This window comes from Aliihoeflea aestuarii, assembly GCF_024105665.1.
Lineage (GTDB): Bacteria > Pseudomonadota > Alphaproteobacteria > Rhizobiales > Rhizobiaceae > Aliihoeflea > Aliihoeflea aestuarii.
The window spans coordinates 749641-764701 of sequence record NZ_JAAAMK010000001.1; the positions used below are offsets into that span (position 1 = coordinate 749641).

Annotated in this window: 15 protein-coding genes; 6 read left to right on the forward strand and 9 right to left on the reverse strand. The window is 63.5% G+C overall.

What is annotated here, in order from left to right; translation table 11 throughout:
• Window positions 1–37: 37 nt before the first annotated feature.
• The 4 genes from GTW25_RS03715 to GTW25_RS03730 form a co-directional block, all read right to left on the reverse strand.
• Complete coding sequence (locus GTW25_RS03715; RefSeq protein WP_252910501.1) at window positions 38–181, reverse strand: hypothetical protein; 144 nt, start codon at window positions 179–181, stop codon at window positions 38–40.
• Window positions 182–190: 9 nt separating this feature from the next.
• Window positions 191–379: a hypothetical protein gene (locus tag GTW25_RS03720; protein WP_252910502.1), complete on the reverse strand. Its 189-nt coding sequence runs from the start codon at window positions 377–379 to the stop codon at window positions 191–193.
• A 51-nt stretch (window positions 380–430) separates the two neighbouring features.
• Complete coding sequence (locus tag GTW25_RS03725; RefSeq protein WP_252910697.1) at window positions 431–2608, reverse strand: TonB-dependent receptor; 2178 nt, start codon at window positions 2606–2608, stop codon at window positions 431–433.
• Between the two features lie 123 nt (window positions 2609–2731).
• Entirely contained in the window at window positions 2732–3040 is a 309-nt protein-coding gene (locus GTW25_RS03730) for a DUF2218 domain-containing protein (protein WP_252910503.1), read from the reverse strand.
• Between the two features lie 186 nt (window positions 3041–3226).
• Here GTW25_RS03730 and GTW25_RS03735 point away from each other — a divergent pair, with 186 nt between their 5' ends.
• From GTW25_RS03735 to GTW25_RS03750, 4 genes are read left to right on the forward strand one after another with little or no spacing between them, the layout of a single operon-like run.
• Complete coding sequence (locus tag GTW25_RS03735; RefSeq protein WP_252910504.1) at window positions 3227–4141, forward strand: siderophore ABC transporter substrate-binding protein; 915 nt, start codon at window positions 3227–3229, stop codon at window positions 4139–4141.
• Window positions 4142–4168: 27 nt separating this feature from the next.
• The gene (locus GTW25_RS03740; RefSeq protein ID WP_252910698.1) at window positions 4169–5161 is read left to right on the forward strand and encodes an ABC transporter permease; all 993 of its coding nucleotides are present in this window, start codon (window positions 4169–4171) and stop codon (window positions 5159–5161) included.
• Complete coding sequence (locus GTW25_RS03745) at window positions 5154–6131, forward strand: iron chelate uptake ABC transporter family permease subunit (protein ID WP_504928252.1); 978 nt, start codon at window positions 5154–5156, stop codon at window positions 6129–6131. Before GTW25_RS03740 ends, GTW25_RS03745 begins: the two co-directional genes overlap by 8 nt.
• A complete protein-coding gene (locus tag GTW25_RS03750) occupies window positions 6128–6886 on the forward strand; it encodes an iron ABC transporter ATP-binding protein (protein ID WP_252910505.1) in 759 nt (252 codons plus the stop codon). Before GTW25_RS03745 ends, GTW25_RS03750 begins: the two co-directional genes overlap by 4 nt.
• 32 nt (window positions 6887–6918) lie before the next feature.
• On the opposite strand, the gene GTW25_RS03755 is transcribed toward GTW25_RS03750, so the two are convergent.
• The 5 genes from GTW25_RS03755 to bcoG are packed head-to-tail and all read right to left on the reverse strand — an operon-like array spanning window position 6919 to window position 12865.
• Window positions 6919–7701 carry a carnitinyl-CoA dehydratase gene (locus tag GTW25_RS03755; RefSeq protein ID WP_252910506.1) on the reverse strand — a complete coding sequence of 261 codons (783 nt, stop codon included), beginning with the start codon at window positions 7699–7701 and terminating at the stop codon, window positions 6919–6921.
• A gap of 15 nt (window positions 7702–7716) precedes the next feature.
• Window positions 7717–9765 (reverse strand): acetate--CoA ligase family protein, encoded by a 2049-nt coding sequence (locus tag GTW25_RS03760; RefSeq protein ID WP_252910507.1) that lies wholly within the window; start codon window positions 9763–9765, stop codon window positions 7717–7719.
• Window positions 9762–10925: an acyl-CoA dehydrogenase family protein gene (locus tag GTW25_RS03765; RefSeq protein ID WP_252910508.1), complete on the reverse strand. Its 1164-nt coding sequence runs from the start codon at window positions 10923–10925 to the stop codon at window positions 9762–9764. The genes GTW25_RS03760 and GTW25_RS03765 overlap by 4 nt, the downstream gene beginning before the upstream one ends.
• Window positions 10922–11935, reverse strand: a complete 1014-nt coding sequence (locus GTW25_RS03770) for a carnitine 3-dehydrogenase (protein WP_252910509.1) — start codon at window positions 11933–11935, stop codon at window positions 10922–10924. Before GTW25_RS03770 ends, GTW25_RS03765 begins: the two co-directional genes overlap by 4 nt.
• A gap of 12 nt (window positions 11936–11947) precedes the next feature.
• Complete coding sequence (gene bcoG / locus GTW25_RS03775) at window positions 11948–12865, reverse strand: 3-dehydrocarnitine:acetyl-CoA trimethylamine transferase BcoG (RefSeq protein ID WP_252910510.1); 918 nt, start codon at window positions 12863–12865, stop codon at window positions 11948–11950.
• Window positions 12866–12938: 73 nt separating this feature from the next.
• Here bcoG and GTW25_RS03780 point away from each other — a divergent pair, with 73 nt between their 5' ends.
• Together GTW25_RS03780 and GTW25_RS03785 are read left to right on the forward strand one after the other, a co-directional pair.
• Window positions 12939–13982 (forward strand): GlxA family transcriptional regulator, encoded by a 1044-nt coding sequence (locus GTW25_RS03780; RefSeq protein ID WP_252910701.1) that lies wholly within the window; start codon window positions 12939–12941, stop codon window positions 13980–13982.
• Between the two features lie 58 nt (window positions 13983–14040).
• Window positions 14041–15060: a BMP family protein gene (locus GTW25_RS03785; RefSeq protein WP_252910511.1), complete on the forward strand. Its 1020-nt coding sequence runs from the start codon at window positions 14041–14043 to the stop codon at window positions 15058–15060.
• The last annotated feature ends 1 nt before the right edge of the window (window position 15061 follow it).

Here is a 15061-nt window from a genome sequence, read left to right on the forward strand (position 1 = left end):
GCGGCCCTTTCCGGTGATCACGATCGCCCTGACGGCGTCATCGGTGTCGGCCGGCCATGTCCAGAGCGGCGACGATCTCGTCCAGCGTCGATATGCGCACGGCGTTCAGTTTTTCTGGACAGTTGAGTGTGATCACCGCCGTTTGGCCGTGGTTTTCGTATTCGATGTCACGCCAGTTCATCGCCGTTTCCTATTGTTCCGCCGCACCTGCCCGGCTTGTGAGCCGGCGAAAATCCTCGACGAACAGGCGCGCCATCTCCAGGATCATCAAAGCGAAGGCCAGCGGCATCATGATGATGACCGGCCAGACGAAGCGGATGACGAACCACAGGACCACGAGATAGATGACGATCTCGACCAGAAGAACGAAGATCGACACGGCCGCACCCTTGCGGATGCGACTATTGATTTTCTCGAAACGGCCCGCCGTCTAGAAGTCAAACGACGCGGACAGCGTGAACGTGCGTGGCGCCCCTGCCGCGAGGAACCCGCGTGCGGACGAGGCCCAATAATTCTCGTTGAAGACGTTCTCGACATTGGCCCTGAATTCGACCGGTTTGCCATGCGGCCCTTCGAGCGCATAGCGCAGCCCGACATCGAAGCGCGTCCAGTCCGAAACCTTTTGGGTGTTGGCTGCATCATAATAGGTGCTGCCATTGTAGAGCGCCCGGCCGGTCAGGGTCAGCCCTTCGGCCAGCCAAGGCATGTCATACTCGCCGTAAAGGCTGATTGCGGTTTTCGGAACGCCGCGCGCCCTGTTGCCCTCGAACGTTCCGCCGGCGGTTCTGGCCAATTGCGCGTCCATGAAGGTGATGCCGCCGAGCAGTCGAAGCCCCTCGATCGGTTCGCCGAAAATGGATAGCTCGATGCCGCGATTGGCCTGCAGGCCGTCGGCCGAGAAAATTCCGGTCGCCGGGTCGGTGAAGGCGCTTTCCTGCCTGATCTCGAACAGCGCCGCTGTCAGCGCGAACGAGCCGAGATCGTATTTGACGCCGATTTCTTTCTGGTCGCTGACGAAAGGTGGCAGGATGTCGCCGGAGTTGACGGCGGTGACGGGCGCGATTTCGCCTTCCGTCAGCGCCTCGACATAGTTGGCGTAGACGGACAGGCTGTTATTGATATTGAAGACTGCCGCGACCGCCGGGCTGAACCGGGCGTCCTCGTAGAAGTAGGTCTGCTCGCCGACCGTGCCGCGCGCCGGATTGGTGTTGAAAGCGCGCGAGCGGATATCCTGATAGCGCCCGCCAAGCGTCAACTGGAAACGCTCATCGAAGAAGGAGATAGTATCGGAAATCGCGATGCTGGTGGACACCAGATCGGCGAAGGGTATCAACTCGTTCGAGCGCGGGAGTCCGCTCGTGTCGACGGAACCGCCGGGCAGATAGACCGGATCATAGATATTGGTAGGATAGCTTGGGAAGCCGAGCGCCCGTGGATTGAATTCGCCCCGGTTGTTCTCGTTCAAAGATCTGGCCGCGGAGATGCTCAATTGATGGCCGATGGCACCCGTGTCGAATTCCGAACGTAGCCCGACTTCGCCTGAAAAACCTTGGATTTCCTGCGGGTTGAACCCAAAGTCGGCCTGCGCGTCGCCTACTCCGGGACTGACAAGGCGAGGGTCGCCGATAGTGTAGGACGTTGTCAGGAAGTCCTCGCGGTAGCGGCTGGCACCGCCGGCCGCATAGACGGTCGTGTTCGGCAGAACGTCGAACTCGATACGGCCGGCCGCCATGTTGTACGTGCTGTCATGGTATTCGAAGGGGTTCGCCGCGTTGATCCGGCCGTCCGGGGCACGGGGAATTGCGACGCCCGGCGCAACCGCGTTGAACAGCGAGGTCGGTGCGTCGATGTTCTGGGTGGAGTGGTTGAGATCGAGCGAGGCGCGAACGCGCTCGCCCCGATAGTCCAGACCGAGCGATGCGACGCCGACCTGCACATCGTTATTGTCGTAAGCCGTGTCGCCGGCGCGATAGGAGCCGTTGAAGCGAACGCCCCATTCTCCTTCGGGGCCGAGGTGACGACCGAAATCGACATGCGACCAGATCTGCGCATCGGAAAGATAGGTCGTCGTCAGCCGCGTCAGCGGTTCATCGGTGGCGCGCTTCGGGACGAGGTTGATCGTGCCGCCGACGCGGCCCGTTCCGCCGTTCACGAGCGCGGTCGGCCCCTTGAGAATCTCGACCCGTTCGATGCCCTCCAGAAAGTGACGCCGCGGATTGGCGATGTAGGGAAGACCATCGTAAAGCGTGTCGAGATTGGTGACCGAGAAGCCGCGGATGAAGAAGGAATCGCGTTCGCTGTAGGCAGGCGCATCGGCGCGCACGGACGGATCGTTGAGCGTGACGTCCGCAACGGATCGGGCCTGCTGATCGCGGATCAGCTTTTCAGTGTAGCTGACCGCGCTGAAGGGGGTGTCGAGAAGGGAACGGTTGCCGAGCGCACCCAGCCGCACGCCGGAGGCGACCTGTCCGCCCGGCAAGGGAGCAGGCGGCTGTCCGACCGTTCCGGTTGCCGGCGGCTCGCCCTCCGAGCGTCCGATGACCACGAGCGGATCGAGCACGGTCGGTCCGCCCGTCGTTTGCTGGGCCAGCGCCGAAACCGACGACATCGCAAAAAGCGACACTCCTGCGAGAGCCGCGCTGCCCCATGCGCGGCGGATTTGCACTCGTCCCCTCGACATTCTCTAAGTCCTTGTTTGCCTGTTGAATTGAAGAATTTGAACTGACGCCGATCAGCTCCGCTCGTCGCCCTCGACACCGTCCGACTGCCAATCGAATTGAAGGGTTTCGCGGAACGCGAAGCGTTCGATATGGCGCTGCACGACATCGCGGAACTGTTCGAGATCACCCGACTCTCGCGCGATCAGTTCGACCGAAAGACCCGCCTCGTCAGCCGTCAGAACCGTCGTCCCGAGCGGAAGCGCGATGCGCCCGTGCGTTGGTGTGAACTCGGTCTCGAATTTGTGCGCCCAATGCTTGCAAAGCTGCTGAAGATAGCGACTGGCATGATCCGTCGGAACGATGACGCGGCTGGCCGGCATGAACATATCCATTCGAATGCCGGCCGATGGGTAAGCCGGAAATTGCTCGTGAACTGTAGTGTGTCGCCGGGTATCGCACCGTCATGCGGCGCGCCGTTGCCTTAGCGTGTCGCTTCCTCTCAAACTTGACAATACGAGTCAAGTCTAGTTGATGACGGCACCACTTTTCGAAGCCGGAAACAGACCATGCCCCAGACACTCGCTGGCATCGCCTCGCTCGTCGCTGCCCTCGCCTTCGCGCCCGCCGCGCTGGGACAGACCTTCGATATCGAGCACCGGCAAGGCACCACGGCTATCGAGGCCGTGCCGGAAACGGTGATGGTCACGGACTGGGCCGCTTTCGACAACCTCGATGCGATGGGCATAGACGTATCCGGCGTGCCGTCGACGGCCATGCCTCCCTATCTGTCGGACAAGCTGCCTGTGGATGTGCAGACGATCGGCTCCCTCCAGGAACCCGACATTGAGGGCATCGTGGCAAGCGAACCGGACCTCGTGATCCTGGCGGCACGCTCACGCACGGCCTATCCGACGCTCTCCGGTTTCGTGCCGACCATCGACCTGTCCGTCGACAATGAGAACCTGATCGACGGCGTGAAGGCGAACCTGACGACGCTGGGTGAAATCTTCGACCGGCAGGACCGGGCCGACGACCTGATTGCGGCGCTCGATGCCAAGGTTGGGCAAGCGCGCGCGGCGGCTGACGGCAAGGGAACCGGCCTCGTCATCGTCACCAATGCCGGCAATCTGGGCGTCTACGGGCCGGGCTCGCGCATCGCCTGGATTTACGACGCGCTGAACGTGCCCTCCGTCTTCGACGACGTGGACGACCGCGACCATGGCGGCGACGCGATCTCCTTTGAATACCTTCTCGAGACGAACCCCGACTGGCTTTTCGTGGTCGACCGCGATGCAGGCATCGGCAGCGAAGGCGCTGCCCGTGCGCTGCTCGACAACGAACTCATCCACGAGACGAATTTCTGGCAGAACGACCGGATCGTCTATCTCGACCCGGCCGCCGCCTATGTCACCATGCACGGCTATAGCGGCCTGATGCTGCTGCTCGATCAGGTGATCGAAGGCTACGGCCGCGATTCCTGATCGGACGCGTCGGTGACCGCGCTACGGATGGATGTATTCAGGGGTTCGCATGCGAACCCCTTGCTCTTTTGCGCCGTGCTTTTCCTCATCGTCGTCCTTGCGGCGCTCAGTCTTTTCATCGGCATCAGCAATGTCTCGCCGTCGACCCTTTTCGGGTCCGGGGCAGAGGATCGCGCGATGCGGGTGCTGCTCATCAGCCGCATTCCCCGCACCGCTGCGATCCTGCTCGCCGGCTCGGCACTCGCCATCGCCGGTCTCGTCATGCAGATCATCGTGCGCAACCGGTTCGTCGAGCCTTCGACAGCCGGCACGACCGAATCCGCCTCGCTCGGCTTCCTGGCGGTGACGATCCTCGCGCCCGCCTGGCCGCTGATGGCGAAGATGGGCGTCTCGGCGCTCTTCGCGCTCGCCGGCACGGCACTTTTCCTGCGCATCCTGCGCTTCGTGCCCTTGCGCGACGTGATGCTCGTGCCGCTCGTCGGCATCATGCTCGGCGGCGTCATCGGCGCGATCACGACTTTCTTCGCCTACCGCTTCGACCTTCTGCCCTCCGTGCTCGCCTGGACCATGGGCGATTTTTCAGGGGTCCTGCGGGGGCGGTACGAATTGCTGTGGATCGGCTTCGCCGCGACGATCATGGCCTATATAGCGGCCGACCGCTTCACCGTGGCGGGCATGGGACGCGACTTCACCACCAATCTCGGCCTCAACTACAAGGCCGTGATGACGCTCGGCCTCGTCCTCGTCTCGATCATCGCCTCGGTCACGCTCGTCTCGGTCGGCTCGATCCCGTTTCTCGGGCTGATCGTACCGAACATCGTTTCGCTGATGGTCGGCGACAATATGCGCATCACCGTGCCGTGGGTGGCCGCGCTGGGTGCGCTGTTCGTCCTCATCTGCGACATCGTCGGACGGCTCATGCGCTACCCGTACGAGATCCCCATCGGAGTGGTCGTTGGCGTCGTCGGCTCGGCGATGTTCCTTTATCTCCTGCTGCGCAAGCGAGGCCCAGGTGCCTGAGGCGTCATCCGGCTCCCGGTTCAGCCGCCCGGCGATCGTTCTGGCGGGGCTCGGGCTTCTCGCGGCAGCTTCGGTCGTCGCCTTCATGACGCTCGGCGCACGCGGCTCCTGGAGCTTCGTTCTCAGCTTCCGCGGGCAGCGCCTTCTCGCACTCATCCTCGTCGCCTATGCGATCGCGGTTTCGACGGTGCTGTTCCAGACCGTCACCAACAACCGCATCCTGACGCCGTCGATCATGGGCTTCGACGCGCTTTACGTGCTGGTGCAGACATCGGTCGTCTTCTTCCTCGGCGCGCATATGCTTGTTCTGGCCGATCCCTACACGCGCTTCCTGACGGAGGTCGCGTTGATGGCGGGCTTTGCCTGGGTTCTCTTCCGTTGGCTGTTTCTGGGCGAGGAACGAAGCCTTTATCTCCTCATCCTGATCGGCATCGTCTTCGGCATCTTCTTCCGGTCCCTTTCCGCCTTCATGCAGCGTGTGCTCGACCCGAATGCATTTCAGGTCTTGCAGGATGCGTTGTTCGCCAGTTTCCAGAATGTCGATACGACCTTGCTGTGGATGTCCTTCGCGCTCGTCGCCGCCGTCACGCTCGTCCTGTGGCGTATCGCCCACAGCTTCGACGTGCTGGCGCTCGGCCGGCCGCAGGCCATCAGCCTCGGCGTCGACTATCCGAAAACCGTCATGACGATCCTGACGATGGTGGCCGTCCTCGTCGCCGTTTCCACGGCGCTCGTCGGCCCGATCACCTTCTTCGGACTTCTCGTCGCCAGTCTCGCACGCGCACTCCTCGGCACCGGCCTGCACCGTCATGTCCTGCCCGCCGCCGTCCTTCTCGGCATCGTCGCGCTTGTCGGCGGGCAGACGGTGCTGGAGCGCGTCTTCTCTTTCAACACGGCGCTTTCCATCATTGTCGAGTTCCTTGGCGGCCTCGTCTTCATCTTCCTCATCGTTCGCGGAGCGGCCCGTTGATCACGGCAAAAAGTGTCAGCAAAAGCTATGGCGACGCGCTTGTCGTGGATGACGTCACGATCACGCTTCCGGCGCGCGGGATCACATCGATTATCGGCCCGAACGGCGCGGGAAAATCGACGCTGCTTTCCATGATGGCGCGGCTTGTCGGGATGGATGCCGGTCACGTCACGATCGACGGGCTCGACGTCGTCACCACGCCGAGCGAGGCACTCGCGCGACGCCTCGCCATCCTGCGGCAGGACAACCACATGACGGCGCGCCTGACCGTGCACGACCTCGTCACCTTCGGGCGCTATCCTTATTCGCGTGGACGGCCGACCGAAGAGGATGCCGTCCATGTCGCCCGTGCGCTCGACTATCTCGGCCTCACCGACCTGTCCGGCCGCTTCCTCGACGAACTGTCCGGCGGGCAGCGCCAGCGCGCCTTCGTCGCCATGGTGCTGTGTCAGGACACCGATTACGTGCTTCTGGACGAGCCGCTGAACAATCTCGACATGAAGCATGCCGCGTCGATGATGCGGCTGTGGCGCGACGCCTGCAGGGATTTCGGCAAGACCGTCGTCATCGTCCTCCACGACATCAATTTCGCCTCATGGTACTCCGACCACATCGTCGCGATGCGTCAGGGACGCATCTGCCGCCAGGGCACGCCGGACGAAATCATCCGCACGGACGCGCTTCGCGATATCTACGACATGCAGATCGATGTGCGAGAGATCGGCGGGCGACGGGTATGCCTGTTCTACGAATAGGCTGCCTTGGAATCGATCCGCCGCTCGTGCACTCAGCGGCCTTTCCAGACCGGATCGCGCTTTTCAGCGAAGGCTTTGAACCCCTCGATACCGTCCTCGGAATCGTAGAGGTCGTCCACGGTGCGGAACTGGCGTTTGGTGATGCGGTTCATGGCCGACTGGAACGTCTGGCCTTCCGCCTCGCGCGCAACTTCCTTGATCGCCGCGAAGACGAGCGGCGGTCCGGACGCCAGCAGACGGGCGACGTCCCAGACGCGCTCTTCGAGCTGGTCGGCGGGGTGGATTTCGTTGACGAGACCCCAGCGATGCGCCTCGTCGGCGTTCATCCAGCGGCCGGTCATGAGCATGTCCATCGCCACATGGTAGGGAATGCGACGCGGCAGCTTGATGGTGGCGGCATCGGCGAGCGTGCCGGCCCTGATTTCAGGCAGGGCGAATGACGAGCCTTCCGAGGCGTAGATCAGGTCGCAGGACAGGGCCAGTTCGAAGCCGCCGCCAACGGCCATGCCATGGACGCAGGCGATGACCGGCTTGTTCATGTCGCGCAGTTCCTGCAGGCCGGCAAAGCCGCCGACGCCGTAATCGCCATCGACCGCGTCTCCGTTCGCGGCAGCTTTCAGGTCCCATCCGGCGGAAAAGAACTTTTCACCGGCGGTGCGGACGATCGCGACGCGCAGGTCCGGGTCGTCACGGAACGATTTGAACGTCTCGCCTAGAAGCCGCGACGTCACCAGATCGATCGCGTTCGCCTTCGGCCGGTCGAGCGTGATTTCCAGTATCGTGCCTTCGCGGCGCGTCGTCACGACTTCGCTCATCTGATTCTCCATGCTTCAGTTTCGAACGACCATGAGCGCGTCGGCGATGAACGCGCCATCCGCGCACACGATCAAGGGGTTGATATCCAGTTCGTCCAGCTTCCCGGCGTGCGCAAGGGCAAAACCGCCAATCCCGGCGATTGCATCAAGCGCGGCGTCGAGATCAGCGCGTTGGCGTCCACGATAGCCGTCGAGTAGCGGAAACAGCTTGAGACTGCGAAGCGCCGCTTCGATTTCCGCGCGACCCGACGGCAGGAAAAGCGTCGCCGAATCCGCCAGAAGTTCGACGAGAACGCCGCCCGTGCCGATCGTCATGACGGGGCCGAAGACGGGATCGCGCGTGACGCCGACGATCAGTTCACCGACGCCGCCCTCGACCATGCGCTCGACATAGAGGTCTTTGCCGAGCGCAGCGATCTCGCGCGCTGCTTTTTCGACCGCGGCCGCATCGCCCAGATGAAGCCGGACGGCATCGTGCTCGGTTTTGTGCGCCAGACCGAGTGCCTTGAGGGCGACGGGAAAACCCAGTTCGCGCGCCCACGTTACCGCATCCTCGACCGTTGCCACGCGACGTCCCAACGGGACGGGCAAGCTATGCGCGGCCAGCAACTGCTTGACCTCCGCTTCATCAAGCACGTCAGCGGCGGAAGGTCCGGGCGCAGGAGCGAGAAGAGGCGGCAAGGCTGGCCTTCGCCATGCCGCACCGATGAAGCAGGCTGCGGCGATGGCATCCATCGCCTCGGTGAGCCCGCACAAAGGCGCGATCCCGCGCGCCAGCAACGCCTCGCAATGAGCTTCCGTCAGGTTCTCGCCCATCGATGCGACCACCGCACCTTTGGCATCGCCTGAAAGCGCTGCCTCGAAGGCGCTGACCGTCGGCCACCAGTCGCGGTCCGAACATCGATCCAAGCGAGGGAAATCGAGGACAAGAAGATTGAGGTCGAAGCCGCCGGACACCATGGCCGAGAAGGTCGACGTCATCGCCGGCTCGTCGTTCCAGATGAAGGTATGGTAGTCGAGCGGATTGGCGATCGCTACCAGCGGGCCGAGCGTGTCGGCAACCCGCTGCGCATGGTCCGCAGCCAGTACAGGGAAGGCGAACGGGCGTCCGACCGCCGCGTCGGCGATGACGGAAGCCTCGCCGCCCGAACAACTCATCGAGGACAGTCGTGCGCCGTCGAGCGGCCCGACGGCATGCAGAAGTTTCAGCGCTTCCAGAAGGGACGGGATCGTATCGACCCGCGCGATTCCGAGTCGCTCGAGGAAGGCGGTTGCGGCCGCGTCGGAGCCGGCAAGGGACGCGGTGTGCGAGATCGTCGCCCTCCGCGCCTGTTCGGAGCGGCCGACCTTCATCGCCACGATCGGCTTGCGAAGTTTGCGCGCCCGCGCAGCCAGCGCCTCGAAACCGGCGACGCTGTCGAAGCCTTCGATGTGAAGGCCAAGCACGCTGACGCGCTCGTCCTCGATCAGGCCGATCGCCATTTCGGACAGGCCGGTCTGCGCCTGATTCCCGGCCGTCATCACATAGGACAAGGGCAGGCCGCGCTGCTGCATCGTCATGTTGATGGCGATATTGGAGGATTGGGTGATGATCGCCGCGCCGCGTTCGCCATCCGCCAGCCGCCGCCCGCCATGCTGATCGGGCCACAGGAGCGCACCATCGGCATAGTTGATGAGCCCGTAGCAGTTCGGCCCGATGACGGGCATGTCGCCCGCCGCCTCGATAAGGGCTGCGTGGAGGCGTTCGCCTTCGCCATCGTCGGCTTCGAGAAATCCTGCTGCGAAACAGACCGCGCCGCCGCTGCCCCGCGCGTTCAGGTCGCGCACCATCTCGACCGTCAGTTCGCGATTGACGCCGATGAACGTCGCATCGGGTGCGTCTGGCAGATCGGCGACCGTGCGGAACGTCCCGACGCCCTCGATCTCACTTTTGACCGGGTGAACCGGCCAGATCTCGCCGGCAAAACCGGCTTTCAGGCACTGGCGCACCACATTCGTGCCGAAGAAGCCGCCGCCGATGACGGCGATGGTGCGTGGGCGCAGAAGGCGCTCCAGCCTGCTCATCCGCCGACCGCTCGCAACATGGCGCGCGATATGATGTGGCGCTGGATTTCTGACGTGCCTTCCCAGATGCGCTCGACGCGGGCGTCGCGCCAGATGCGCTCCAATGGCAACTCGTCCATCAACCCCATGCCGCCATGGATCTGGATCGCCTCGTCGGCGACGAAGGCGAGCATCTCGGTGGCCTTGAGCTTGGCCATCGCCATATCGGCATCGGTGATGGTGTTCTGGTCGTATTTCCAGCCCGCCTCGAATGTCAGGAGTTCGGCGGCCTTCAACTCGGTCGCCATGTCGGCGAGCTTGAAGGATACGCCCTGGAACTTGCCGATCTGCTGGCCGAACTGCTCGCGCTGCGCGGCATAGTCGATGGCATGGCCAAGCGCGCGTTCGGCTCGTCCCAGACACGTCGCGGCGACCTGAAGCCGTGTCGCGCCGAGCCACGAATTGGCGACGTCGAAGCCCTTGTGCACCTCGCCCAGAACCTGTTCGGCTGGGATGCGGCAATCGTCGAATTCGAGGACGGAATTGGTGTAGCCGCGATGCGAGACGTTGCGATAGCCATCGCGCACCGCAAAGCCCGGCGTGCCCTTGTCGACAAAGAAGGCCGTGATCTTCTTGCGCTTGCCCCGGGGCGTTTCTTCCTCACCCGTCGCAATGAAGACGATCGCGAATCCGGCGATGTCGGCGTGGGAGATGAAGTGCTTGGTGCCGTTCAGAACCCAGTCCGAACCGTCCTGCCGCGCCGTCGCCTTCATGCCCCGCAAATCAGAGCCCGCGCCCGGCTCGGTCATCGCCAGGCAGTCCCAGGTTTCGCCGCGCATGCACGGGTAAAGGTAGCGCTCTTTCTGCTCGTCGGTGCCCGCGAGCATGATGTTCGACGGACGGGCAACACAGGTCCAGTGAAGCGCATAATTGGCGCGGCCAAGCTCCCGTTCGTACAAAAGCCATGACACTGTATCGAGACCGGCACCGCCGACTTCCTCGGGCATGTTGGCCGCGTAGAGACCGGCCGCCATCGCCTTTGCCTGCACCTCCTTGATGAGTTCCATCGGCAGATGGCCGGTGCGCTCGATTTCGAGTTCGTGCGGGTAGAGTTCCTTTTCGACGAAGGCGCGCGTCGTCTCGACGATGAGGCGTTGTTCCTCGTCCAGCCCGAAATTCACGGCGTCTTCTCCTTCGCGCGCGCGGCGAGTTTTGCGACGTAATCTTTCTGGAGCGCCCCTGCCCCCCAGCCCGCACCGCCGTTCTGGCGCGACAGCGCGTCCATCATGGCAACGAGATTGTCGTCGCGGATGCGCTCCAGATCGCGGATGGACAGATCGCCGGTCTGCTCGTCGGACTGCGTCACGATCAGGTCGACGAGTTCATCGTTGAATTCAGGCACGTCCATCAGCTTCGTCCACGGCCAGGACAGGCAGGGGCCGAACTGCTCCATGAAATGACGCATGCCCGCCTCGCCGCCTGCCACCCGATACGTCTGGAACAGCCCCATCTGCGCCCAGCGCAGGCCGAAGGAGTAGCGCATGATGTCGTCGAGTTCCTCGACCGTCGTCACGCCGTCCTTGATCAGCCAGAGCGCCTCGCGCCAGACGGCTTCGAGGAGCCGGTCGCCGACGAACGCCTCGATCTCCTTGCGGATGACGACAGGCTTCATGCCGATCGATGCGTAAAGCTCTTTTGCGTTGGCGATGGCCTCGGCGCCGGTGTTCTCGCCGCCGACGATCTCGACAAGCGGCAGCAGATAGACCGGGTTGAACGGATGGGCCACGACGAGGCGTTCCGGGCGCTTCAGCGCGGTCGCCATGTCGGTCGGCTTGATGCCCGACGTGGACGAGCCGATCAGCGCGTCGGGCCGCGCATGCGCGTCTATCTCGGCCAGTACCTTGTGTTTCAGGTCCAGCCGTTCGGGCACGCTTTCCTGAATCAGATCGGCATCGGCTACCGCCTCGGCGATTGTCGCCGGATAGGTGATCCGGCCTTCCGCCGGCAGGCCGTCCGGTGCCATCTTCTCATAGGCGCGGCGCGCGCCGTCCATCACCTCGCCGACCTTGCGGCAGGCCTGCGGGTCTGGGTCATAGAGCGCGACATCGATACCGTTGAGCAAAAGGCGTGCGGCCCATCCTGCGCCGATGACGCCGCCACCGATGCAGGCGGCTTTCGAGATTTTTGCCATGCTGTTTTCTCCTCAGGCCGCCAACGGCGCACGTTTGGTCAGGTTCAGGCGCTTGCGCACTTCGTCGGGGCCGATGATGCGTGCGCCCATGTTTTCCACGATGGTCGCGGCGCGCTCGACCAGTTGCGCGTTGGTTGCCAGTTCCCCCTTGCCGAGCCACAGATTGTCTTCCAGCCCGACGCGCACATTGCCGCCGGCAAGCACGGTCGCGGCGACATAGGCCATCTGGTTGCGGCCAAGCGCAAAGGCCGACCAGTTCCAGTCCTTCGGCACATTGTTGACCATCGCCATGAAGGTGTTGAGGTCGTCGGGTGCGCCCCACGGCACGCCCATGCACAGTTGCACCAGCGCGTCGGGCGCGAGCACGCCTTCCTTCACCAGTTCCTTCGCGAACCAGAGGTGGCCGGTGTCGAACGCCTCGATTTCCGGTTTGACGCCCATCTTGGTCATCATCCCGCCCATCGCGCGCAACATTCCGGGCGTGTTGGTCATGACGTAGTCGGCTTCGGCAAAATTCATCGTGCCGCAATCGAGCGTGCAAAGCTCCGGCAGGCACTGGCGCACATGCTCGACGCGCTCGGCAGCACCAGCCATGTCGGTGCCCGCTTCCTTCAGCGGAAGCGGCTGTTCGGTGGAGCCGAACACCATGTCGCCGCCCATACCGGCGGTCAGGTTGAGGACCACGTCGACATCGGCGTCGCGGATGCGCTCGGTCACTTCGCGGTAGAGCGCAATGTCGCGGCGCGGCTTGCCGGTTTCCGGGTCGCGGACATGGCAGTGAACGATCGCCGCGCCGGCCTTGGCAGCTTCAATCGCGGAATCGGCAATCTGCTTGGGCGATCTCGGAACGTGCGGGCTGCGATCCTGCGTCGCGCCCGAGCCCGTCACGGCACAGGTGATAAAAACCTCGCGGTTCATTTCCAAAGGCATGTCGTTCTCCCGAATTGGCTCCGGGCAGTATGCGCGTCTTGCATGATACTGCTTTGCGTTTTACGCATTGAAATTGATGAAAACCGAAAAGCCTTCGATCTTCCGCGCCGATCCAGCGAGCCTGAAGGTCACGTTCCTCGTCCTGTCCGGCTGCTCGCTCATGTGCGTGGCTTCCGCGATCGATCCGCTGCGGGCGGCGAACCGGATATGCGGGCGAACCGTTTTCGACTGGAAAATCGTCTCCCTTGACGGAAAATCGCCCGCGACCACCAGCGGTCTGCCGATAGCCGCAACCGAGCGTTTCGATCCCGCGACCGCAGGCGATTTTCTCATCATTATCGGCGGGTTCGGCTCTCGCTCGGCGCTGTCGCCTACCGACCTTGCCGCGTTCAAGCGCGGCGCGGGCGGCGCTCGCGCGGTCGCCGGCATCGAAGCTGGAACCTGGGTGCTCGCTCAGGCCGGTCTTCTCGACGGGCGTTCGGCGACAACCCACTGGGAGGACCTCGAAGATTTCGCCACCGCCTTTCCCGACATAGACGTCCGGCCGGATCGATACGTCATCGACGGCAAAACCGTCACTGCAGGCGGTGCCTCGCCCGGCTTCGACCTGATGCTTCATCTCATCGCGACCCGGCTCGGCATGGCTGTTGCGCTCGATGTGGCCAGCGTGTTCGTCTACGATCAGGCGCATGCGCCGAGCGACGCGCAGCCACTCGTCTCGCTCGGGCGTCTGGATATCTACGACCGCCGGCTGGTCGGCGCGATCCGGCTGATGGAATCGCATATCGACCGGCCGCTGACGGTGCGTTCCATCGCCAGGCGGGTTAACGTCGCGCCGCGCACGCTGGAACTGCTGTTCGGCCAGGCGATCGGCGAAAGCCCCGGCGCGTATTATCTCAGACTACGGCTCAATGCGGCCCGGCGCCTCGTGCTCGATACGAGCGAGAAGATGGCCGACATCGCCGCCCGGACGGGCTTTTCCAGTCCCGCCTCGTTCTCGCGCGCCTTCGCCAGAGCCTTCTCGATGCCACCCCTCGCGATCCGCCGCAAAGCGCGCAAGGCACCCGAACCGACACCCACGGAAGAGCTAGTTGTGGAGCAGATCGATCTGGCATAGCGTGGCTGAAAAAGACGGGATACAGCCGATCAATCCTGCCGCCAGAGGGTCTTTCAAAATGATCAAACAAGGTTTCCGTCCTAATCGTCGCCAAATCGTTCAAGGTATCGCGGCAAGTGCCGCGGCCGCCACGCTCGGGCTGCCGTTCCGCGCGTTCGCGCAAGAGGCGATCAAGGTCGCCGCCGTCTACACCGTGCCGACCGAGCAGCAATGGGTGAGCCGCATCCACCTCGCCGCGATGGCGGCGATGGAGCGCGGCGAAATCGAATACGTCTTTTCCGAAAACGTCTCCAATTCGGATTACGAGCGCGTCATGCGCGAATATTGCGAGACCGGGAACCAGCTCATTCTCGGCGAGGTATTCGGCGTCGAGCAGGCCGCCCGTCAGGTGGCCGCGGACTATCCCGACGTTTCGTTCCTGATGGGATCGAGCCTCAAGGAAGACCCTGCGGTGCCGAACTTCGCACCCTTCGACAACTACATTCAGGACGCGTCCTACCTCACCGGCCTGATCGCTGGCGCGATGAGCGAGACCGGCAATATTGGCATGGTCGGGGGCTATCCCATCCCGGAGGTCAACCGGCTGATGCATGCTTTCATGGCAGGCGCGCGCGAGACGCGGCCGGACGTGACGTTCCAGGTCGCGTTCATCGGCTCGTGGTTCGATCCGCCAAAGGCCAAGGAAACCGCCTTCGCACAGATCGACGCGGGCGCGGACGTTCTCTACGCCGAGCGCTTCGGCGTTTCCGACGCGGCGCAGGAGCGCAACATCCTCGCCATCGGCAACGTCATTGACACGCAGGAAGACTATCCCGAAACGGTCGTGGCCTCGGCGCTCTGGCATTTCGAGCCGACGCTCGCCAAGGCCATCGAAGAAGTACGGGCCGGCACCTTCACCGCCGCCGATTACGGCGTCTATTCCTTCATGAAGGAAGGGGGCTGCACGCTTGCACCTCTCGGCACGTTCGAGGACAAGGTGCCCGACGAGATCAAGGCGCTCGTCGCCGAGCGGGAAGCGGCGATCAAGGACGGCTCCTACACCGTCGAGATCAACGACGAAGAGCCGATCTCGGGCTGAC